At 58.2% G+C, this 20,000-nt stretch carries 15 protein-coding genes, 1 tRNA gene and 1 riboswitch; of the genes, 6 read left to right on the top strand and 10 right to left on the bottom strand.

The features are described from left to right. Positions 1 to 51: 51 nt before the first annotated feature. Both ABF979_RS08640 and ABF979_RS08635 read right to left on the bottom strand, forming a co-directional pair. Complete coding sequence (locus ABF979_RS08640; protein WP_415559153.1) at positions 52 to 1,875, bottom strand: DEAD/DEAH box helicase; 1,824 nt, start codon at positions 1,873 to 1,875, stop codon at positions 52 to 54. A 124-nt stretch (positions 1,876 to 1,999) separates the two neighbouring features. Next, positions 2,000 to 2,650, bottom strand: coding sequence for a class I SAM-dependent methyltransferase (locus ABF979_RS08635; protein ID WP_174694804.1), 651 nt, complete (start codon positions 2,648 to 2,650; stop codon positions 2,000 to 2,002). Between the two features lie 85 nt (positions 2,651 to 2,735). Between ABF979_RS08635 and dapF the strand changes: the two genes are divergently transcribed. Both dapF and ABF979_RS08625 read left to right on the top strand, forming a co-directional pair. Then, positions 2,736 to 3,509 (top strand): diaminopimelate epimerase, encoded by a 774-nt coding sequence (dapF, locus tag ABF979_RS08630; protein ID WP_211503550.1) that lies wholly within the window; start codon positions 2,736 to 2,738, stop codon positions 3,507 to 3,509. After that, positions 3,506 to 4,711, top strand: coding sequence for a MiaB/RimO family radical SAM methylthiotransferase (locus tag ABF979_RS08625; protein ID WP_415559150.1), 1,206 nt, complete (start codon positions 3,506 to 3,508; stop codon positions 4,709 to 4,711). Before dapF ends, ABF979_RS08625 begins: the two co-directional genes overlap by 4 nt. Here ABF979_RS08625 and ABF979_RS08620 read toward each other — a convergent pair. Continuing rightward, complete coding sequence (locus ABF979_RS08620) at positions 4,708 to 6,948, bottom strand: TonB-dependent receptor (protein ID WP_415559148.1); 2,241 nt, start codon at positions 6,946 to 6,948, stop codon at positions 4,708 to 4,710. The two genes, ABF979_RS08625 and ABF979_RS08620, sit on opposite strands and share 4 nt — an antisense overlap. A gap of 102 nt (positions 6,949 to 7,050) precedes the next feature. Next, positions 7,051 to 7,258, bottom strand: a riboswitch (cobalamin riboswitch). Between the two features lie 113 nt (positions 7,259 to 7,371). Here ABF979_RS08620 and ftsY point away from each other — a divergent pair. After that, positions 7,372 to 8,337, top strand: coding sequence for a signal recognition particle-docking protein FtsY (ftsY, locus tag ABF979_RS08615; protein ID WP_202207229.1), 966 nt, complete (start codon positions 7,372 to 7,374; stop codon positions 8,335 to 8,337). Positions 8,338 to 8,351: 14 nt separating this feature from the next. Here ftsY and ABF979_RS08610 read toward each other — a convergent pair whose 3' ends face one another. The 7 genes from ABF979_RS08610 to argC form a co-directional block, all read right to left on the bottom strand. Further along, on the bottom strand, positions 8,352 to 8,813 hold the full coding sequence (locus tag ABF979_RS08610) for a hypothetical protein (protein ID WP_415559144.1): 462 nt from the start codon (positions 8,811 to 8,813) through the stop codon (positions 8,352 to 8,354). Further along, complete coding sequence (locus ABF979_RS08605) at positions 8,810 to 10,780, bottom strand: protein kinase domain-containing protein (protein ID WP_415559142.1); 1,971 nt, start codon at positions 10,778 to 10,780, stop codon at positions 8,810 to 8,812. Before ABF979_RS08605 ends, ABF979_RS08610 begins: the two co-directional genes overlap by 4 nt. Before the next feature lie 91 nt (positions 10,781 to 10,871). Continuing rightward, the gene (locus ABF979_RS08600) at positions 10,872 to 12,161 is read right to left on the bottom strand and encodes an adenylosuccinate synthase (protein WP_046900827.1); all 1,290 of its coding nucleotides are present in this window, start codon (positions 12,159 to 12,161) and stop codon (positions 10,872 to 10,874) included. A gap of 53 nt (positions 12,162 to 12,214) precedes the next feature. Next, complete coding sequence (locus tag ABF979_RS08595) at positions 12,215 to 13,354, bottom strand: ATP phosphoribosyltransferase regulatory subunit (RefSeq protein ID WP_099211890.1); 1,140 nt, start codon at positions 13,352 to 13,354, stop codon at positions 12,215 to 12,217. Next, a complete protein-coding gene (locus ABF979_RS08590; RefSeq protein WP_415559140.1) occupies positions 13,351 to 14,508 on the bottom strand; it encodes a phosphoserine transaminase in 1,158 nt (385 codons plus the stop codon). Before ABF979_RS08590 ends, ABF979_RS08595 begins: the two co-directional genes overlap by 4 nt. A gap of 55 nt (positions 14,509 to 14,563) precedes the next feature. Continuing rightward, positions 14,564 to 14,647 (bottom strand) — tRNA-Leu (locus ABF979_RS08585). A gap of 75 nt (positions 14,648 to 14,722) precedes the next feature. Further along, complete coding sequence (argC, locus tag ABF979_RS08580; RefSeq protein ID WP_415559138.1) at positions 14,723 to 15,628, bottom strand: N-acetyl-gamma-glutamyl-phosphate reductase; 906 nt, start codon at positions 15,626 to 15,628, stop codon at positions 14,723 to 14,725. A gap of 187 nt (positions 15,629 to 15,815) precedes the next feature. Between argC and mazG the strand changes: the two genes are divergently transcribed. From mazG to ABF979_RS08565, 3 genes are all read left to right on the top strand, one after another. Next, complete coding sequence (gene mazG / locus ABF979_RS08575; protein ID WP_415559136.1) at positions 15,816 to 16,601, top strand: nucleoside triphosphate pyrophosphohydrolase; 786 nt, start codon at positions 15,816 to 15,818, stop codon at positions 16,599 to 16,601. Between the two features lie 53 nt (positions 16,602 to 16,654). Continuing rightward, entirely contained in the window at positions 16,655 to 17,443 is a 789-nt protein-coding gene (locus ABF979_RS08570) for an SDR family oxidoreductase (protein WP_415559134.1), read from the top strand. 97 nt (positions 17,444 to 17,540) lie between these two features. Next, a complete protein-coding gene (locus ABF979_RS08565; RefSeq protein ID WP_415559133.1) occupies positions 17,541 to 19,958 on the top strand; it encodes a membrane-bound PQQ-dependent dehydrogenase, glucose/quinate/shikimate family in 2,418 nt (805 codons plus the stop codon). Positions 19,959 to 20,000: the final 42 nt, after the last annotated feature.

Below are 20,000 nucleotides of genomic sequence, written 5' to 3'. Positions count from 1 at the left end.
CCGCCGGATCGCTCCGGCGGGGGTTTTTCAGTTCTGATGTTCGATCAGCGATCAGGAACGACGCTTACGGCTCGCGCCTTCACCAGCAGAGCCGCCAGCGCTTGGCTTGGGACGACCGAAGCCGGAACCGCCACGGCCCTTGTAACCGCCGCCAGCACCGCCACCGCGCGGACCGCCCTTGAAGCCGCCACCAGCGCCACCGCCGGACCGACCGAAGCGCTTGCCTTCGCCCGGGTTACGACCACGGGAACCATAGCTGCTGCCACCGGCAGGCTCAGCAGACGGCTCGATCGTCACTTCATCAGGCTCAGCCCCGGCAACACAGGACTTGAAGCGCTCGACGCTCTCATCCGTGATCTGGAAGTAGGTCTGATCCTGCTCGATACGGATGCTGCCGATGTCACGCTTCTGAACGTTACCAAGGCGGCAGATCAGCGGGATCAGCCACTTCGGATCAGCGCGCTCTGTACGACCGACGCTCATCTTGAACCATTCGCCCGACACGATGCGCTCTTCACGCGGTGCGCGTTCCGGACGATCGCCTCGGCTCTGAGGAGCCTCAACGGACATCGCACGGATCTGCTCAACGTTCGGCAGGCGGGCACGGTACATCTGCACCAGCGCTGCTGCGAGCTTCTTTGCGTCGTAGGTTTCAGCCAGCTTCAGAACCAGCTCATCCGTCGTGTCTTCAGAAGCGTTGGCAAGGATCGGATCGTCCAGCAGACGCTTCGTGTCCTGGGCGGCAATCGCATCCGCCGTCGGAACAGCTTCCCACTCGGCATTTACACGTGCCATGGCCAGCAGACGCTCAGCGCGACGACGCTGGTTCATCGGCACCATCAGCACACTGGTGCCCTTACGGCCCGCACGACCGGTACGGCCAGAACGGTGCAGCAGGGTTTCAGAAGCCGTCGGGATGCTGGCGTGAATCACGAGGTTCAGCGCTGGCACGTCAATGCCACGAGCAGCAACGTCAGTCGCAACACAGACACGGGCTTGACCGGAGCGCAGGCTCTCGATCGCACGGCTACGCTCGTTCTGACCCATCTCGCCGGAAATCGCGACAGAAGCGAACCCACGCTCCAGAAGAGCAGCCTGCACCTGACCAACCATCATACGGGTGTTGCAGAACACCATGGCCGTCGGGCTTTCGTAGAAACGCAGAACGTTCACGAGGGAACGCTCGATTTCCTGCGGAGCCGTTACGACGCAGCGATAGGTGATATCCGAATGCTGCTTCGCACCCGTTACCGTATCGATGCGCTTGGCATCTTTCTGGAAACGCTTGGCCAGAGACGCAATTTCGCGGGCAATCGTGGCGGAGAACAGAAGCGTGCGGCGCTCGGCCGGAGACGCATCCAAAAGCTGTTCCAGCTCGTCACGGAAACCCATGTCCAGCATTTCGTCGGCTTCGTCGAGAATGACGCAGCGCAGACCGGACAGGTCAAGGGAACCACGGGACTGATGATCACAAAGGCGGCCTGGCGTTCCCACAACGATGTGGGCGCCACGGCTGAGGTCGCGGGCTTCACGGCGGGCATCCGTGCCACCAATGCAGCTCGCGATACGAGCGCCGGTCTCGGCATAGAGCCACTCAAGTTCGGACTGGACCTGAAGGGCCAGTTCACGCGTCGGGGCAATAACCAGAGCCAGCGGCTGTGGCGACGGCGGGAGGCGATCAGCCTCACCAAGCAGCGTCGGCGCAATAGCCAGACCAAAAGCTACGGTCTTGCCTGAACCCGTCTGGGCGGAAACCAGAAGATCACGATCCTCCAGCCCTGGCTGCAGAACTGCTTCCTGAACGGGAGTGGGCTGTTCGTAGCCGCGCGCCGTTAGGGCGCGCAGAAGGGCAGGATGAGTATCGGGGAAAGGCATATTTAATGAACACTCGGCAAACGTCACGCCGACGGCAAAAAGCGGCGGCTGGGATGCCGCTGCATAAAGACTTCCGAGCATAAATGCCAGAAGTAACGCATCCGAACCTGCGAATCAGGCAAAATCAGCCTCTGGGCTTCCGCCCGACAACCGCCCGAACCGTGTCACGCCATGCCGTCAGATCTTCCGGAGGAACGACTTCACCCGTGTCGAGTTCCCCAAAACCAGCCTTCGAAAGAAGAACACTGACAAGACGTGCCCGGTCTTCTGGCTCCAGAGCCTGCCACATTGCAACAGCTTTCTGCTGATGAAACTGATCTGAGAATGTGACAATCAGAGGAGCTCCTTCCTTCAGAACACGAAGGGCTTCCGTCAAGACTTTCAACGGCTGCGTCAGGTATGCCACCCCGTCACACAGCGTTATGGCGTCAATTGTGTCGTCTTCGAACGGCAGGATTGGGTCTGCGTTCAGATCCTGTACGATCCGTGTCGTCAGCACAGGATTGGTGTCCAGCGCAGCCTTGGACGCTCCCAGGCCGATGGCATCCTGAAACCTAGCCTCTTCCGGGTAATGGCTGAGTGATCCCGCCATCAGATCCAGAACCGTGCCCCCAACGGGAAGGGAGGTCTGGTAAAGTGCCGCAACCGCCGTGCGTGCCCCCATGTCCATCAGCGAATCCGGAAGACGCTGCGCATAGAAGATCGTATCCGGTTCATTATTGACGCGCGTAAACGCCGCTGCGTGAAAACCTTCAACCTGTTCCGTGCCGCTCATATCCATCTCCTCCTGACTGACCTGTCGAAATGAGGGTATGTTCCTCGTGCGTCAACCCGCAGGATGCTCTATGGGAGGCACCATCATGACCCTTTCTTTCACCAAGATGCACGGCCTGGGCAATGATTTCATCGTCATTGATGGCCGCGAAACCGACCCCGCCCTTGACGAAGCCACCATCCGGCACCTGTGCGACAGACGCTTCGGCATCGGCTGCGACCAACTCGTCCTGCTCTCTGCCCCAACCTTGGAAGGTGCGGATGTTCTGGTCCGTTTCTTCAATGCCGACGGGTCGGAATCCGGCGCCTGCGGGAATGCATCGCGGTGTGTTGCCAGTCTCGTCGGTAACAATCCCGTTCTCCAGACCCGGGCCGGACTTCTCCTCACGTCACAGGATGGCGATCGCATCACGGTGAATATGGGCGCTCCCCGAACTGGCTGGCAGGACGTGCCGCTGTCCAAGGACTGCGACACACTTCACCTGCCTCTGCATGATGCAGCCGCCTGCTCCATGGGAAATCCTCATGCGACCGTTTTCGGCGACGTATCGCGCGCAGAAGACCTTGGCCCCTCTCTCGAGAAGTCTCCGCTCTTCCCACAGCGCGCCAATATCGGATTTGCGGATCTCATCACTCCCGGTCACATGCGTCTGCGCGTCTGGGAACGCGGTGCGGGTTTGACGCTGGCTTGCGGCTCAGGAGCCTGCGCTGCCGTGGTGAACGCCGTACGCCGGGGCCTTGCAGACCGGACCTGCCTCGTGACCATGGACGGTGGAGACCTAGAAATCACCTGGCAGGAAAACGGAGACGTCCTGATGACCGGACCGGCCACAACCGTTTTCCATGGCAAGCTTCCGTGACATCCCCTTCCGTTCTGACATTCGGCTGCCGTCTCAACGCGCATGAGAGCGACGGCATGGCGCATCACGCCCGCGGGCAGGATGACACCATCATCGTCAATACATGCGCCGTTACGACCACAGCCGAGCGACAGGCGAGGCAGGCCATCCGCCGCGCTCACCGCGAGCGCCCGGATGCAAAAATAGTCGTGACAGGCTGCGCGTCGGAAATTGACGCCAAGCGCTGGATGGAGCTGCCCGGCGTGGTGCGGGTCGTGCCCAATGCTGACAAGCTCAAGCCCACCACATGGGGTGACAGCAAGCCCGGCCTTCCGCCATCACGGCATGCCCGTGCTCTGCTTCAGGTCCAGCAGGGATGCGATCATCGCTGCACGTTCTGCATCATTCCCTATGGCCGGGGAGACTCCCGCTCCACCCCCACAACGGAAGCTCTTTCGAGAGCCCGCGCCCTAACTGAGGCAGGGCATCGTGAAATCGTTCTCACGGGTGTTGATATTGCTTCATGGCAAGGCACAGATGGCGAAGGTCTGGGCCGGATGTGCCGGACGCTCCTGCAGGACGTTCCCGCCATCGAACGTCTGCGCCTGTCGTCCATCGACCCTGTCATTCTTGATCCGGAAACGGGAGATCGGGATCTCTGGTGGCTTCTGGAAAACGAGCCCCGCCTGATGCCACATCTGCATCTGTCTCTTCAGGCTGGTTCCGACCTCATCCTCAAGCGCATGAAACGCCGACACACCACCATGCAGGTTGCGTCCATGCTCCAGCATGCTCGCACACTCCGCCCGAATATTGGTGTTGGTGCAGATCTCATCGCGGGCTTCCCGACAGAAACAGACACGCTTTTCAACGAAACCCTCTCCTTCATCGAAGAGCAGGCCATCCCGTTCCTGCATGTCTTTCCCTACAGCGAACGCCCCGGCACACCCGCCGCCCGAATGCCCGCTGTGCCGAACGGAGAACGTCAGGCCAGAGCAGCCCAGCTCAGAGCTGTCGGTGAGGCGAACCGCGATACGTTTCTTGAAAGGTTCATTGGTCAGACGGTAGACGTCCTGATCGAAACACCGGACCGCGGTCATTCTCCCGAATTTGCGCCTGTGCGCTTGGCAGCCGATGCTTCCCCCCCAACCAGAGGAAGCATCGTCCCGCTTTCGATCTACGGTGTGTCAGAAGGGCATCTTCTAGGACGCAGCCCTGCCTAAAAACCTGCTGTCAGGGCGAAGCGGGCAGAAACGGGCTCCAGCGGATGACCTGTTGCACCGCTCTGCACAGCAGAGGCCGGTGTTAGACGATAGTCATACGCATATTGTGCCGCATAGGCATGCGTATTGAAGACGTTAAAGACATTTGCTTCGAGTTTCAGATTTTTGGTGAAGCAATAGCCAATATTCAAATTGAGTTCCTGATATCCCTTGGACCGCAGGCTGTTATCCTCCACCAGCGGATATCCCCCCAGCCAGCGTACCTGCAAACCGCCATACCAGGGGCCGCGATCTGCAAGGATGCCGAATGACCAGACGAAACTTGGGGCATTCGTCACGTACCGACCATCAATTCCATAGCTGGCCAGATCTGACGCCTGATAACGCGCTTTCGCAAAGGACAGATCCGTATTCAGTTCAAGCCAGGTAACCGGATTATACTGTGCGGAAAACTCAATTCCCTCCCGACGACTGGCAGGGCCAGGAGAGGTAACACCAGCGTCGCCGTCGTAACTCAGCTCAGACGCAAAATCGATGATGAAGGCAGCCGCCTGCACATTCAGATGACGGAGAGGCGTAGTCCGTACACCGATTTCACCGCTGACAGCCGACGTCATAAGAGGAACTTTAACCGATCCTTTGGCAAATTCGTCTGACGCATAAGAACCAGACACTGAGCGGAAATCGTTGGAGTGGAACCCTCTTCCGCCACTCAGATAGAGTTCGGTTTTCTTCCAGGGGCCAAACACCAGACTTCCCTTGGGTTGAAACAGCCACTGATGCTTTCTGGTCAGGCTGCCATCAACAAGATTTTCGTCTGTACCGCCCTGATAGTCTTCACGTAAACCAACAACCATTCGAAGCCAGGGTAACCAGTGCGTCGTGTTCTGGACAAAAAGACCGACAGCTCCAAGATCGATGTTATCCCCGTTACACAGGTCAGGCACCGTGCTCTCCAGACTGGATGGGCACTCCGGCAGCGTGACACGCTGGTGGGTATGGCGCCGATCCACATACAGAAAGTCGTAACGTCCCTGAACGCCAACCTGAGTATCAGTCCGGATACGGCCCACATGGTCCTGTCGGAAATAGACACTGCTTCCGCCAAGCGTAGTTCGTGTCTCGTCCTGCTGCTGCTGATCTCCGTTTACTGGGTCATCCAGATAATGCGTGAAGTTGTTCCAGAGCGTCAGCCGGTCATGAATGGCAAAAGCACTCGTAACCCATTTCCAGTCATCGCCAGCAAGATGATAATGCGCTGACAAACTGTAGCGCTCCGAAAAGCCGCCATCGGTCGGGTCCAGAGAGCCATAGCGGCTGATAAGCCCCTCACTATAGGCCGCCACCGGTTGATCGTTTGTGGCCCTCCATTGACCGCGATAAAACATCCCCGTCAGGTCAAAGCCTTTGGTGGCGGTTCCGTGGGTGTAATGCGTCAATGCACGGATGCTCCGGGCATTGTCCGGATATTTCCAAGGACCGTCTGAATGAGAAATATTGAAGGCATTGACCCAACGATCGCCATTAGAAAATCGGGCCGTACCGCCAATGTAAGCCCGATAATCCCCTAGCGTTCCGGCACTCAGGCTAATCTGACGGGCGATGTGATCTGCCAGCTTCATGTGATCAGACCCGGCCACACCAAAATCCCCGATATCTGCGTGAAATGGCCCTTTGGTATAATCAATGCCTGAGAGTGTTTCGGGTATCAGGAAATTCAGATCCGTGTAGCCCTGACCATGCGCGTTACTGACGCCATTGACCGGCATGTCATCAACAAATGTTGCCAAGTCCGTGCCATGATCCAGATTAAAGCCCCGCAACAGGAATTGATTGGCCTTTCCCTCCCCGGAATGAGACGTCACCACCAGTCCGGGAACAGCCTCCAGAATTTGCCCCACGCGATACGCAGGCCGCTGCTGGATTTCACGTGCGGTTAAAGATCCTTCACTCGCCGTGTCCGCTCGTCCCAGAAGATTACGGCGGGAGGCCATGACACTGATGCGCTCCACCAGATGGTTTTGCGCCGCAGAAGTGGTTTTCTTTTCCAAATGTCCGGATGCTTCGACTTTATCCGTATCAGACGCCCCTTCTGCAGCAACTGCCAGTGTAGGGCCCATGAGCAAGCCGCTTATCACAACGGACACAGAAATAGTCGATCGTCGCCAGTTGCAACGACGCTTTTGAAAAGGAACAGCACTTTGCCTGAGGCGCTCTTCCGGTAACAGTACAGTCATATGAGCCCTGCTCGGTATGACAGGAACAGGGCAGACACGTTCGCAATCCGGCTGTCACAGAGGACTCCGGAACGCCACAAACAGCCGCCCCGGGCACCCCGCCGGTGGTTGAAATTGCATGGCAGGTCTCCTGGCTCACGGGTCTTCGCAGCCACCCTGTCTTCCCAGAGGCATAGGCACTCCAGTGACATCAGTCGGGTGACGGCTCGCCATTTACAGTTGCGGGGGCAGCGCCGGCCTTACACCGGACTTCCCTCTTAGCTTCACGCCACAAAACCGAGGGTGAAGAACCATACCGAAACACAAAAACTGAAACGCTTCCGTACTGTCAATGTCTGAAACACTCCTCCAAAGGCACGTTTGCCCTCAGGAAATCGACGCTACAGACTTGACGTTGGGCCTGACCTGTCCGAACTCCCGTGCATGGCTGGATTTTTCTCACGACTCAAACAGGGTCTTTCACGCTCGAGCTCACGTCTCGGAGCTGTATTCACGCATCGCAAGCTGGACGATGCCGCTCTTGAAGAACTCGAAGACGAACTGATCGCGGCAGACCTGGGTCCTGTCGTAGCAGAGCGCGTTATCGAGAGCTTTCGAAGCTCCCGTTTTGGCAAGGACGTCACAAGTGACGAAATTCGCGATGCCCTGGCCGAAGAGATTGCACGGGTTCTGGAGCCCGTTGCGATCCCGTTTGAGCCTGATCCGAAGAAGAAGCCCCATGTCGTCCTCGTGGTCGGCGTCAACGGTGTAGGCAAGACCACAACCATCGGCAAAATGGCCCGCCATTACAGTGAAGAAGGCAAATCCGTCATGCTCGTGGCGGGAGATACCTTCCGTGCTGCGGCGGTCGAACAGCTTCAGGTGTGGGGGCAACGCTCAGATGTGCCCGTTATCGCGGGAAAACACGGAGCTGATGCTGCTGGCCTCGCCTATGACGGTATCAAACGCGCGACCGAAGAGGGCAAAGACCTCCTCTTCATCGATACCGCCGGCCGCCTGCATAATAAGGGCGCGCTCATGGAAGAGCTGGCCAAGATCATCCGCGTCATGCAGAAATTCGACCCAACCGCCCCGCATTCCGTATTGCTGGTGCTGGATGCAACGACCGGTCAGAACGCCATTGAGCAGGTACGGGTGTTCCGTGAGCTGGTGAACGTCACAGGCCTGATCGTGACCAAACTGGACGGTTCTGCCCGCGGTGGAATTGTGGTCGCACTTGCAGAACAGTTCAAACTGCCCGTGCACATGGTCGGTGTCGGCGAACAGGCCGAGGACCTGCGCCCGTTCTCAGCTCAGGATTATGCGCGCGGTCTTGTGGGTGGCGCTACGGGAGATCTTGCCTCCCGGCTTGTCGAGAGCCCCTCAGAAGAAGAAACTCCGGAAAATTGAAGAAACAGGCCTCTTCAGGCCTGCCTCTCACTGTCTGAAGTCAGCCATTCCTCTCGCAGGGCGTCGATCTTCTTTTCGATGCTCCTGCGCTCCCTGCGAACGTAATCCGCATACCAAAGCCTGGCACCAATGGCAGACGCTTCCGCGACAAGCCACGCCACACCAACGGCCATCCAGTCCATGACAAGAAGCATTGGCTGCATAATTTGCTGGGTACAGGCATCCCAATCCCCATGCGACAACCATGCTTCCCTCAGGGGATGAACCATGACAGCCCCCAAATAAAACAGAACGATCATGATCCGCTGCCGATCAGCATCAGGATCGATAAATCGAAGCACGATCAGAGGCAGCAGCAGGACACCACCCACAAGCAGACTGCCCGGCACATAGGCCAGAAGCAGGCCAAGGATGAGGCCGTGCCACCATTTGAAACTGGCCTCTGGCACGCGCAAACGCCCTGACTGGCGCGTCATTCACAAAACTCCAGCCAGATGCTGGCCATGGCGACAGCAATCCCGATCAAGAGTGAAAAGAACTCTCCAGCATTACGGGCCTGTTTTTCATGGACAGCTTTGCGGGCGGGCTCCTCCTCGAGAACTTTCTCAAGATGGGCAATCTCTGCTTCAGCCTGCCGAGCCAGTTTGCGATCATGCTTCAAACCCGCAGGGTCCGTGACGTTATCAAGAAATTTCGTAAGATTTCCTGCTTCCGCCAGCTGAAATAACCGGGCACGACGCTTTATTCTGGTCGTTCTGCTCCGCCACTGCTTGAGCTCGATTTCCAGCAGCGAAAGCGCCCGCTTTGCCACCGAACTAAGAGGCGTCTTGTCGAAACGGCGCTGGGCGGCAGCCATCAACGTCAGATCTGAAAGCCAGGACGGAAGCCCCGCTTTCTGGGACTGCGCTAGTGGGATGATCCCCTGGCGCGCGCAATGACTTTCCAGAAAAGTCCGCATCTGATCGTCCAGAAAGCCTGAACGCCCCAGATCGTCGGCAGAAAGCTCCTGTTCCGAAACGTGCTGATCCAGCCATTGCAAGAGACCCGCCGACAACGAAATCCGTTCTTTCAAGCAACGAGAAGACAGGCAGGGCTGATAGACATTCACGTCGTAAGGCACACGACGGATCTGCTCCATCCCCTTTGCACCTGTTCGGCGGGCATCAGTCGCGAGATCATTGATCTGCTTTGCCTGCAATGCGGGCAGCGAAGGAACATCAAACACTTCCGGACTCGTCATCAGGAAGCCGGCTATCCCACGGATATTGCGTTGCTCTTCAGGCGGGAACCGTCCGGCTTCGGCACACGCCAACATATGAGGAATGGCGGATGGCCAGAACCAGTGGCCAGCCCAGAACATTGGAGCTGCAGGGTCCAGAATGGCAATAGCCCGCGTCACGACCATCGTCGTCGGGTCTACGGCTTTGTTTCCGCTGGATGGCAAAAAAGCAATCCCAGCCTGTTCGATCAAGCTCGACATAACTGACAGTTCCAGTTCGCGGTGTAACCACTGACTGACGATCTTTCGTTGAAGCAGAGACAGGAATTCATTGGGGTATTTCCCGGCATACCATGCCAGTGCCCGTGGCGTTCTGACCTCCGCCCCCCCAATGACCAGAGGCGAGCGCGCGGGAATATCAGACCGGATCGAAAACAGCTTGCTCGGCGCAATGGTTATAAGATCATTAGGAGAAGGTCGGTTCTCGGGCCGGTCAGACAGCATGGCCTCCAGAAGGGAGACCAGGCCCGCGGGAACGTTATGTCCCTGCATGTAGGCCTCGGCAGAGCCCACTTCAAAACGTCGCTGTAGAATTTCTTTATCTGACAGGTCCCTCAGGGGCAGTTCCCCGATGCAAAGGGAGAGAACCAGTACACCCAATGAGAAGATGTCGCAGGCAATCGTCCCGCCTCCCCGCGCCGTTGGATGACAGACCGCGGAAGACAAAGGCTCGAACAAGACAGGCTGCGCGTCTGCATTGCAGGCAACCCCCAGCGGGCCAACCACCACTTTATGAAGCCCCTGTCCGACAAACAAATTATCCGGACGAATTCCACGACAGGTCAGCCCCATAGATGAGAGCTTCTCAAGAGCATCGGCAATAGGGCGTATAACCCCATCAATGATCTGGCTTTCAGACCAGACACCCAGATTGTCTTTCAGGGACGGTCCGGGAGGGTGCGGACATAGCACCCAAAGCGAACCTTCATGATATTCATGGGCATGCAGGCCGATGACACTCTCATGTCGGAAAAACATAAGATCGGAAAAATGGGGGGATGGCATGGACGGTGCCAAAGCCAGCCAGGTTGAACCTGTGGCCGTAACGTCCTGAGCCACCCAAGCAGGACAGCCGCTGAGATCAGGTTGTTTCTGGCGCGTGTTCACCAGATAACGGTCTGCGATCAGCAGTTCGGGGCTGTCAGCTCCCTGAGTGTAATCCATGTCCGATCCATCAAATTCCTGTCTGACATTATGTGCCAAACAGGAATTGAGGCTTCGTTAACGGACCGGCTGATTCCCGTTCAGAAAAAACTCAGTCTTCGAACGGGTCACGCATCAGGATCGTGTCATCACGCTCCGGGCTGGTGGACAGCAGCGTAACCGGAGCTTCAATCAGCTCTTCAATGCGACGAACATACTTGATGGCCTGTGCCGGCAGCTCACCCCACGAACGGGCGCCCGCTGTGGTTTCCTGCCAGCCCGGCATCGTCTCATAAATCGGCTTTACGCGAGCCTGCGCACCCGGAGCGGATGGGAAGGTGTCGATCTTCTTGCCGTCCAGCTCATAGCCAACGCAGATCGAGATTTCTTCCAGACCGTCCAGCACGTCCAGCTTCGTAAGCGCAATACCCGTGACGCCGCCCACACGCGCTGCACGACGCAGCATGACAGCATCGAACCAGCCACAACGACGCGGACGGCCAGTGACCGTGCCGAACTCATGACCGCGCTCACCGATCGTCCGGCCAACGTCATCAAACAGTTCGCTCGGGAACGGACCTTCGCCCACGCGGGTTGTGTAGGCCTTGGCAATACCCAGCACGAAGCCGATGGAAGACGGGCTGACACCACTGCCAGACGCAGCAACGGCCGCAACCGTGTTGGAGCTTGTCACGAACGGATAGGTGCCGTGATCGACGTCCAGCATGACGGCCTGCGCGCCTTCAAACAGTATACGACGACCAGCACGACGCGCTTCGTCCAGACGGTCCCAGACCGGGCATGCGAAAGACATCAGACGCGGTGTGAATTCCGTCAGGAAGTCCTTGAGCTCTTCCTTCGTGAAAGTCTCAGCACCCAGACCCGCCAGCAGCGTGTTGTGATGCAGAAGTACTTCGTCCAGCTTCCAGTCCAGCGTCTCCGGCTCAGCCAAATCACAGACGCGAATGGCACGACGGGCAACCTTGTCTTCGTAAGCCGGGCCAATACCGCGACCCGTTGTGCCGATCTTGCGATCCCCACGAGCAGCTTCACGCGCACGATCCAGCGCACCATGTACCGGCAGGATCAGCGGAGCATTCTCAGCAATCCACAGCGTTTCCGGCGTGACCTTCAGGCCCTGCGCCGTTACGCGGTCAATCTCGGACATCAGAGCCTTCGGATCGATGACGACGCCGTTGCCGATCACACCGATCTGACCGCGCACGAGACCCGATGGCAGCAGTGACAGCTTGTAAACCTGATCGCCGACAACCAGCGTATGACCGGCGTTGTGACCACCCTGGAAACGGACAACGATATCAGCGCGGCTGGCAAGCCAGTCCACGATCTTGCCTTTACCCTCGTCCCCCCACTGGGTTCCGATCACGGTGACGTTGGACATGAGCTGGCTTCCTCGACTTGGTATGCAGAGCAGAAATTAGAAAAAACTGGGGGTCAGAGCGCGTGCGCTGCGCCATTCCGCCAGACATGGGTGCAGCGCAGATGGCGCGCTTCGGCATCAGGCTCTGCATCTACTTCAAGTGCAGAAACCGTCGCAAAACCTTGAGCATGGAGGGCTGCCATGGCCTCATCCTCCAGCCGAACGGGCACATAGCACCGCGGACGGGACGGCGGCACAGGAGCCGCACGCAACAGCGCCTGCGGACGCAACGTCAAACCACAGGCTGGCTCCTGACCCGCAATATACCGTCCACCACGACCCAGTTCTTCACGCGAGGTGGTGGAAAAGACCGTGATGCATAGCCCGGTATGATACTGCCATCCCCGGAAATCCACGGGATCTACCGTCAGACGCAGGGACGGTGCGCGCTCGCGAATAGCGGCAACGGAGGCAACCAGACGCTCGAAATGCGGACGGACGGAAGCCGGAAAGTCGAGAGAGGCGAGCAGATCAAGCGCGCGACTGGCAGGGCCTGCGGCCTGAAGCATGACCGCGAGAGTGTCCGCGATTGAGCCGCCAAGTTCAGCAACAGACGCTGCATCCTTGCGGTTCAGCGCCTGAATCAGATCTTCCCGGTCCGCTTCAGGAATAGCAGTCTCGATCAGGCCCAGAGCCAGAGCTGGCATCGAGAGATCAAAGGACACACCCTTGATGCCAAGCTCTTCAAGTGCTCTGGCGCCCAGCGCCACTACTTCAGCATCAGCCTGTGCGGAATCCGGGCCGATCAGTTCGATACCAGCCTGGGAAACCTGACGGTCAGCTTCACGTCCTGGCGTACCGATGACGATACAGCTTCCGGAATAGGAGAGACGCAGCGGGCGCGGTGCATCCTGAAGGCGGACACTGGCGATACGGGCAATCTGCGTCGTCATATCTGGCCGAAGGGCCATCATACGATGAGAGCTTGGGTCCATCAGACGGAACGTCTGAGTGGAGAGCGCACCGCCTGAACCGTTCAGAAGGGAGGTTTCAAACTCCAGCATGGGCGGACGTACACGCTCATAACCATGCCGGGAAAAGGCTTCCATCACGCAGGCAATACCACGCGCCTCAGCTTCGGCTTCACCCGGCAGAAGGTCAGAGAAGCCAGACGGCAGAAGGGCAGCGCTCGGGGTCTCGGAATACAGGCTCATGCAGCAAACTCCTCGCGCGTGCACTCATACGCCCAGTCCAGCCACGGAAGGAGAGCCTGAATATCCGCTGCATCAACGGTGGCTCCTCCCCAGATCCGCAAACCAGCAGGGGCGTCTCGATAAGACGCGAGGTCATAGCCTGCACCTTCCTGTGCGACCAGCCCGGTCAGGTGCTTGACGGCCTTGGCCCGAGCTTCAGGCGACAGTGCCTCGAACCAGGGTGCTACGATTTTGAGGCAGATTGACGTGCAGGACCGCGTTGCAGGATCGGACGCAAGAAAGGACACCCAATCCGTCTTTTCCACCCATTCCGCTACGACGGCCAGACTGGCTTGCGAGCGCGCCTTGAGAGCAGGGAGACCACCCGCAGACTCTGCCCACCGCAAACCATCCAGCGCATCTTCGACGCACAGCATGGAGGGCGTGTTGATGGTATCCCCTTCGAACACAGCCTCCAGCAGACCTTTCTTTCCCGTCAGACGGAAAATTTTGGGCAGCGGACGTGGGGCAGCCTCTGTCAGACGAGCGGCAGCACGGGGGCTGATGGCCACCATGCCGTGAGCAGCTTCACCGCCGAGGGCCTTCTGCCAAGACCACGTGACGACATCCAGACGATCCCACGGAAGGTCCATGGCGAAAGCAGCGGATGTTGCATCACAGATGATCAAACCGTCATGCTCGACGGGAATAGCCTCTGCATTCGGAATGCGAACGCCTGACGTTGTACCGTTCCAGGTCAGGACGACATCGCGGGACCAGTCTACAGCCGCCAGATCCGGAAGCTCTCCATAAGGAGCGTCCAGCACGCGAAGATCTTCGATTTTCAGAACGTCCCGCAGATCCTGCGCCCATGTTCCAGAAAAACTTTCAAAAGACAGCACATCCATGCCGCGCTCACCGGCGATGGCCCAGAGAATCATCTCAACCGCACCAGTGTCCGAGGCCGGAACAATAGCCAGCCGCCAGTCTGCGGGAATGCCTAGGATATTTTTTGAGCGGGTAATGACTTCCTTCAGGCGCGCACGACCTTCAGGGGCACGATGTGACCGTCCCAGCAGGGCCTGATCCAGAGCCGAGAGGGACCAGCCAGGGCGTTTTGCGCACGGACCAGAGGAAAAGAACGGGCGGGAAGGTCTGACAGTCGGCTTGGACATGCTCGTTCCGGGCTAAACGGTCCTCGGGTGCAGCCAGACTGGTGCGCCCGGTTTGTGGTGCGAGAGGGGGGATTCGAACCCCCATGCCTTTCGGCGGTCGATTTTGAGCCGACTGCGTCTACCGTTCCGCCACTCTCGCGCGAACGGCCCAGACCCTAGTGCATTCCTGAGCAAAGGACCAGACCGTGAAAAAAAAATCCCAAACCGTGGAAAATCAGAGACCCAGCATCAAAAGCAGATTCTGGATCGCAGCGCCAGAGGCTCCTTTACCCAGATTGTCGAGACGCGCGGTCAGAACCACTTTTTCTCCTTGCGCATTGCCGTGCACACGGAGCTCCATATTATCCGTATTGGCCAGCGCATCTGCCAGGAGTTTGGGTTCAGACGGCAGAACCCGGACATGGTCACACCCGCGATAAGCTTTTTCAAGCGTTGCCTCCAGATCGCGCGGCGTCGGATGGCCGGGCAGATCCGCAAGGTGAAGCGGGATGGACACAATCATGCCCTGCGGAAAGTGCCCTACAGACGGCACGAACACCGGCTGGCGCGTCAGGCCGGAGTAGTGCTGGATTTCTGGAAGATGTTTGTGTTCCAGCGTCAGCCCGTAAAGAAAGAATGCCGGGCCGCCATCCCGTTCATGTGCCTCAATCGCGGAGCGCCCTGCCCCGCTGTAACCCGAAACGGCATTGATGGAGATGGAGTGATCTGCTGGGACAAGTCCAGCGCGAACCAGCGGCCGCAACAGTGCAATTGCACCCGTCGGATAACAGCCAGGATTCGCAACATGGGTCGCACCGCGGATCAGAGCGCCCTGATCTTCATCCAGTTCCGGCAGACCATAAACCCAGCCAGCAGCAATCCGGTGCGCCGTACTGGCATCCAGAATACGGACGTTCAGCCCATCTGCCAGAGCAACGGTTTCACGCGCGGCGTCATCTGGCAGACAGAGAATGGCAATATCTGCCTGTGCCAGCAGGGCGCGCCGCGCCTCAGCGTCTTTGCGCAGAGCCGGATCAATCGATAGCAGTTCCAAGCCGTAATTTTCGGGCAGGCCCTCGATACGCTGGCGGATGCCCAGCCCCGTGGTCCCTGCTTCTCCGTCGATAAAGATCCTGGCCATGTATTTAAAATCCGGTCTGCAAAAAAAGTCCGGCCTGTCCAAGCAGCCGGGCTGGCCTTCTTATCGCGTTACCCTTGGTGCTGTCATCCCGTGAGAGCGGTTCGTGCGCTCTGTGCTTTCTGTCTGTGCAACGAAAGAGTATGCTTTTGGGTCAGGCCAGACGCCAGATCATTACCCAGGAGCTGTTATGCCCCAGACCCACCCCGTCCGTCAGATTGACCGCCTTCTGGACATCATGAAGCGCCTGCGCGACCCGCAGAGCGGTTGCCCGTGGGACGTGGCACAGACACCCGAAACCATTGCGCCCTTCGCTATAGAAGAAGCCTATGAGGTGATGGATGCCATCGCCCGGGATGACAGTGATTCCTTGCCGGATGAACTCGGGGATCTGCTGCTACAAGTCGTATTCCAAGCTCAAATGGCTGAAGAAAAAGGCCAATTTGACTTCGAAACCGTTGCTGGAAAGATCGCTGACAAGATGGTCCGCCGCCATCCCAACATCTTCAGCGATGTAGAACACGACGAAGACCTGTGGGAACGCACGAAAGAAACCGAGCGCCACGCCAAAGCAGAATATGGCGCACTTGCTGGTGTGGCCCAGCACCTGCCTGCCCTGGTCAGAGCCGCCAAGCTGTGCCGCCGTGCAGCTCGCGTCGGGTTCGACTGGGATGATGCGTCAGGCGTGTTGGAAAAGGTGCAGGAAGAAATCGGCGAACTTAAAGCTGAACTGGACGGAGACCGCGACCGGATCGAAGACGAACTGGGGGATGTTCTATTCACTGTCGCCAGTCTGGCACGCAAGCTGGGCATTGACCCGGAGGCCGCATTGCGCCGCAGCAACCGGAAGTTCACACGCCGTTTCGAAGCCATGGAAGCCAGCCTGGCCTCTGAGGGTAAAACAATGGGCGAGCAAAATCTGGAAACGCTGGAAACGCTTTGGCAGACGGTCAAGAAACAGCCGGGGATGCGCTGATCGTTCCCCGCTCATCTTCCTCAATTCTACATCGCCCCTAAGGATACCTTGATATGGACCTCCAGCTTTCCGGCCGCAAAGCTCTTGTTCTTGGCGCCTCTTCCGGCCTGGGCCGGGGCGTTGCGGAGGCACTGGCGGCAGAAGGGGTCCATATCGTTCTGGCTGCACGCGCCAGTGACAGGCTGACAGACGCAGCAACAGCGATTGCCAGTCAGCACGGCGTTCAGACTGTGGCGCTGCCGGTTGATCTGTCGAACAGCGCCTCCGTTGAGGAATTCGTTCAGGCCATCCGCACGCAGCATCCGGATATTTCCATTCTGGTAAACAATACCGGCGGCCCCTCCCCATCAGGTGTTGAGGGCATTTCCATAGACACATGGAAACAGCAGTTTGAGACCATGGTTCTGAGCCTGTTCAGAATTACGGATGCGGTACTGCCCGGTATGAAGGAGCGCCGGTGGGGACGCATCCTCACCATCGCTTCGGCTGTTGTGGTTGAGCCAAATATCAGGCTCGGCGTCTCCGTCACATTACGCTCGGCACTCGCGGGCTGGTCCAAAACGCTTGCGACGGAAGTGGCCCCCTATGGCGTGACGGTCAACATGCTTCTGCCCGGCCATATTACAACAGATCGAACCCATTTTTTGGCCGAGGCCGAAGCCCGCAAGACGGGTAAAACGTCAGAAGACATTCAGGCGGGAAAAGCCCGCAATATCCCTGTTGGACGATACGGCACTGTCGAGGAATTTGGCGCGACTGCGACTTTCCTCGCCGGCTCGACTGCTGCCTATATAACCGGCAGCATGATCCGTATTGATGGTGGCGCACTGAAGTCGATCTGAAACAATCGGGCGCAAAAGAACTCCCTATTTTCTTTTTTAGGAAACTGCGTTCCCCCGTGTGGGATTAATCCTTTCGGTTACCCCAAAGGAAAATTCCATGCCGCCTACGTTGCGACGCAGTTCGTTCCTGCCCCTTGTGACGGGCATTTTGCTCGTTCTGCTTGGCTTAGGGCTGGCTTTACCCGGTCTGTGGTTAATTGGACTGGGAGGCTCTTTCTATTACGCCGTCGCAGGCGTCCTCATGGTGGCGTCCGGCATTCTGATGATCCGACTTCACCCCGGCGCTTCCGCAGTTTATGCAGGGCTCCTGCTTTATACGCTTTTCTGGGCGTTAGAGCGCGTTGGCCTTGATGGCTGGCGCCTTCTCCCGCCCCTCGCCCTGCCAGCAGGAATGGGCCTGTGGGTGTTCAGCCCCTGGATTACAGGGCGACTACTCCAAGGCCCGGAGCGACGCTCCGTTGTTGCAGGCGGCATGACATTCTGCGCGGCATTGTTTGTCTTTGTGTTCGCCTGCGGCTGGCACATTACCGCATCACGAAACCACCAGTTCAATCCGTTCCCCGGGGAGACCGGTGCGACCCTTCCGGGCGCAGACCAGCAGGCTGCCAATGACTGGCAGTTCTATGGCGGCACTCCGGCCGGAGACCGCTTTGCCATGCCAACCCAGATCAACGCTTCCAACGCTCATGATCTGAAAGTGGCGTGGGTCTATCACAGCAAGGATCTGCCACGCGCGGGCGAGAACTCCCGCGGGCGAGAATTCAGCTTTGAAGCAACACCTATTAAAATCGGCAACCGGCTGTTTTTCTGCACGCCACACCGAGATGTCGTGGCGCTGGATGCAACATCCGGAAAGGAAATATGGCGATATTCGCCGGGTGGGGAATTCGGCAAGAACATCTATCAGGCCTGCCGTGGCGTTTCCTACGTCAATGCGCCGGGAACAGACTGCGCCCATCGCATCGTCTCAACAAATTCCAGCTCCCCTCCAACCCTGTTTGAGGTCGATGCCGACACGGGAAAACTCTGTGAAAGCTTTGGCGATCATGGCGTTGTGGATCTCCGGGGTGGGATGGGTGCCATTCCGCCCGGCTTTCACTTCATCACCTCCCCACCCATGGTGCTGCATAACCGCATCATGACGAGTGGCTGGGTTTATGATGATCAGACGGTTGGCGAACCTTCCGGCGTTATTCGTGGCTTTGATGCTATTACGGGCCAACTGGCCTGGGCCTGGGACATGGGTCGCACACCAGCCAACAAACCTCTCGATCCCGGCGAAGTCTTTACCCGTGGCACTGCCAATGGCTGGGGCGTCTATACGGCCGATGCCGGGCTAAACATGGTTTACGTCCCGCTCGGGATTGCCACGCCTGACTATTTCGGCGGCAAGCGCCGGAGCTTTGACGAGAAATATGACAGCTCCCTTGTCGCACTGGACATCACGACGGGCGAAGAGCGCTGGCATTTCCAGACCGTTCATCATGATCTGTGGGATTTTGACCTCCCCGTCGGCCCATCTTTGGTGGATCTGCCAGATGCCCACGGCACCCTGACCCCCGCACTGGTACAGACAACCAAGCAGGGCGAACTTTTCGTGCTGGACCGCCGAACGGGTGCCCCATTCTACCGTGTTCAGGAAATACCAGTGCCCGCAGGGAATACGCCGGGCGAACATTATTCACCAACGCAGCCTCTCTCCTCAGAGATGCCCAATCTACGCCGGCCTAATCTGACGGAAGACGATATGTGGGGCGCGACCCCATATGATCAGATGTTTTGCCGCATTGCCTTCCGCTCCATGCGATACAAGGGCCTCTTCACACCACCGAGCCAGCAGGGCACCGTAGGCTTTCCAGCATTTGATGGTGTGGCAGACTGGTATGGTGGCACCATCGATCCGACGCATGGTGTCATGTATATCAACACCACGTTCATTCCGTTCCTGATGACGCTGGTGCCACAGGAAAAAGCCCTAGCCAAAGGGCTCTACAAATCCTGGCATGATTGGACTCAGCCTTATCCAGAACCTGTTTTCACAAACAACCCACAGCATGGCCTGCCCTTCGCGGCCGTCGTGAAGCCATGGCTTGGCCCGTTTGGCGCTCCATGCCTGGCACCCCCATGGGGCAAGATGCAGGCGATTGATCTTGTTCACCGTCGGGTCATCTGGGAGCGGGCTTTGGGCACAACGAAGAATGTTGGCCCGACGAACATGCTGCGGATGCCCGTTGGCCTCCCCACCAGTGTCTTCTCCATGGGCGGCAGCGTGACCACACCGAATGGTCTGGTGTTCATGGGCGCGCTGGCGGATCAAAGCTTCCATGTTCTTGATGGGCATGACGGCCATACGCTTTTCAAGACAGAACTGGACGCCGGCGGCAATGCCACGCCGCTGACCTATATGGGCGAAGACGGCCGGCAATATGTCGTGCTGGCTGTAGGTGGCCATGGCGGGCTAAAAACGCGCAACAGCGATGAAGTCGTGGCCTTTGCATTACCCAAAGCCCCATGAACATACTGTCTTCCTGCCATCAGGGCAGGAAGACAGCACACT

Source organism: Gluconobacter sp., from assembly GCF_047723935.1.
In the GTDB taxonomy this organism is placed as follows: Bacteria; Pseudomonadota; Alphaproteobacteria; order Acetobacterales; family Acetobacteraceae; genus Gluconobacter.
This window is presented reverse-complemented; position numbering and strand designations above follow the sequence as displayed.

What these genes read in the sequence shown, in the direction of transcription:
- ABF979_RS08640 (WP_415559153.1), bottom strand. Translation starts at nt 1,875, where the DNA reads ATGCCTTTCCCCGATACTCATCCTGCCCTTCTGCGCGCCCTAACGGCG.
- ABF979_RS08635 (WP_174694804.1), bottom strand. Translation starts at nt 2,650, where the DNA reads ATGAGCGGCACGGAACAGGTTGAAGGTTTTCACGCAGCGGCGTTTACG.
- dapF (WP_211503550.1), top strand. Translation starts at nt 2,736, where the DNA reads ATGACCCTTTCTTTCACCAAGATGCACGGCCTGGGCAATGATTTCATC.
- ABF979_RS08620 (WP_415559148.1), bottom strand. Translation starts at nt 6,948, where the DNA reads ATGACTGTACTGTTACCGGAAGAGCGCCTCAGGCAAAGTGCTGTTCCT.
- ftsY (WP_202207229.1), top strand. Translation starts at nt 7,372, where the DNA reads ATGGCTGGATTTTTCTCACGACTCAAACAGGGTCTTTCACGCTCGAGC.
- ABF979_RS08610 (WP_415559144.1), bottom strand. Translation starts at nt 8,813, where the DNA reads ATGACGCGCCAGTCAGGGCGTTTGCGCGTGCCAGAGGCCAGTTTCAAA.
- ABF979_RS08605 (WP_415559142.1), bottom strand. Translation starts at nt 10,780, where the DNA reads ATGGATTACACTCAGGGAGCTGACAGCCCCGAACTGCTGATCGCAGAC.
- ABF979_RS08600 (WP_046900827.1), bottom strand. Translation starts at nt 12,161, where the DNA reads ATGTCCAACGTCACCGTGATCGGAACCCAGTGGGGGGACGAGGGTAAA.
- ABF979_RS08595 (WP_099211890.1), bottom strand. Translation starts at nt 13,354, where the DNA reads ATGAGCCTGTATTCCGAGACCCCGAGCGCTGCCCTTCTGCCGTCTGGC.
- ABF979_RS08590 (WP_415559140.1), bottom strand. Translation starts at nt 14,508, where the DNA reads ATGTCCAAGCCGACTGTCAGACCTTCCCGCCCGTTCTTTTCCTCTGGT.
- argC (WP_415559138.1), bottom strand. Translation starts at nt 15,628, where the DNA reads ATGGCCAGGATCTTTATCGACGGAGAAGCAGGGACCACGGGGCTGGGC.
- mazG (WP_415559136.1), top strand. Translation starts at nt 15,816, where the DNA reads ATGCCCCAGACCCACCCCGTCCGTCAGATTGACCGCCTTCTGGACATC.
- ABF979_RS08570 (WP_415559134.1), top strand. Translation starts at nt 16,655, where the DNA reads ATGGACCTCCAGCTTTCCGGCCGCAAAGCTCTTGTTCTTGGCGCCTCT.
- ABF979_RS08565 (WP_415559133.1), top strand. Translation starts at nt 17,541, where the DNA reads ATGCCGCCTACGTTGCGACGCAGTTCGTTCCTGCCCCTTGTGACGGGC.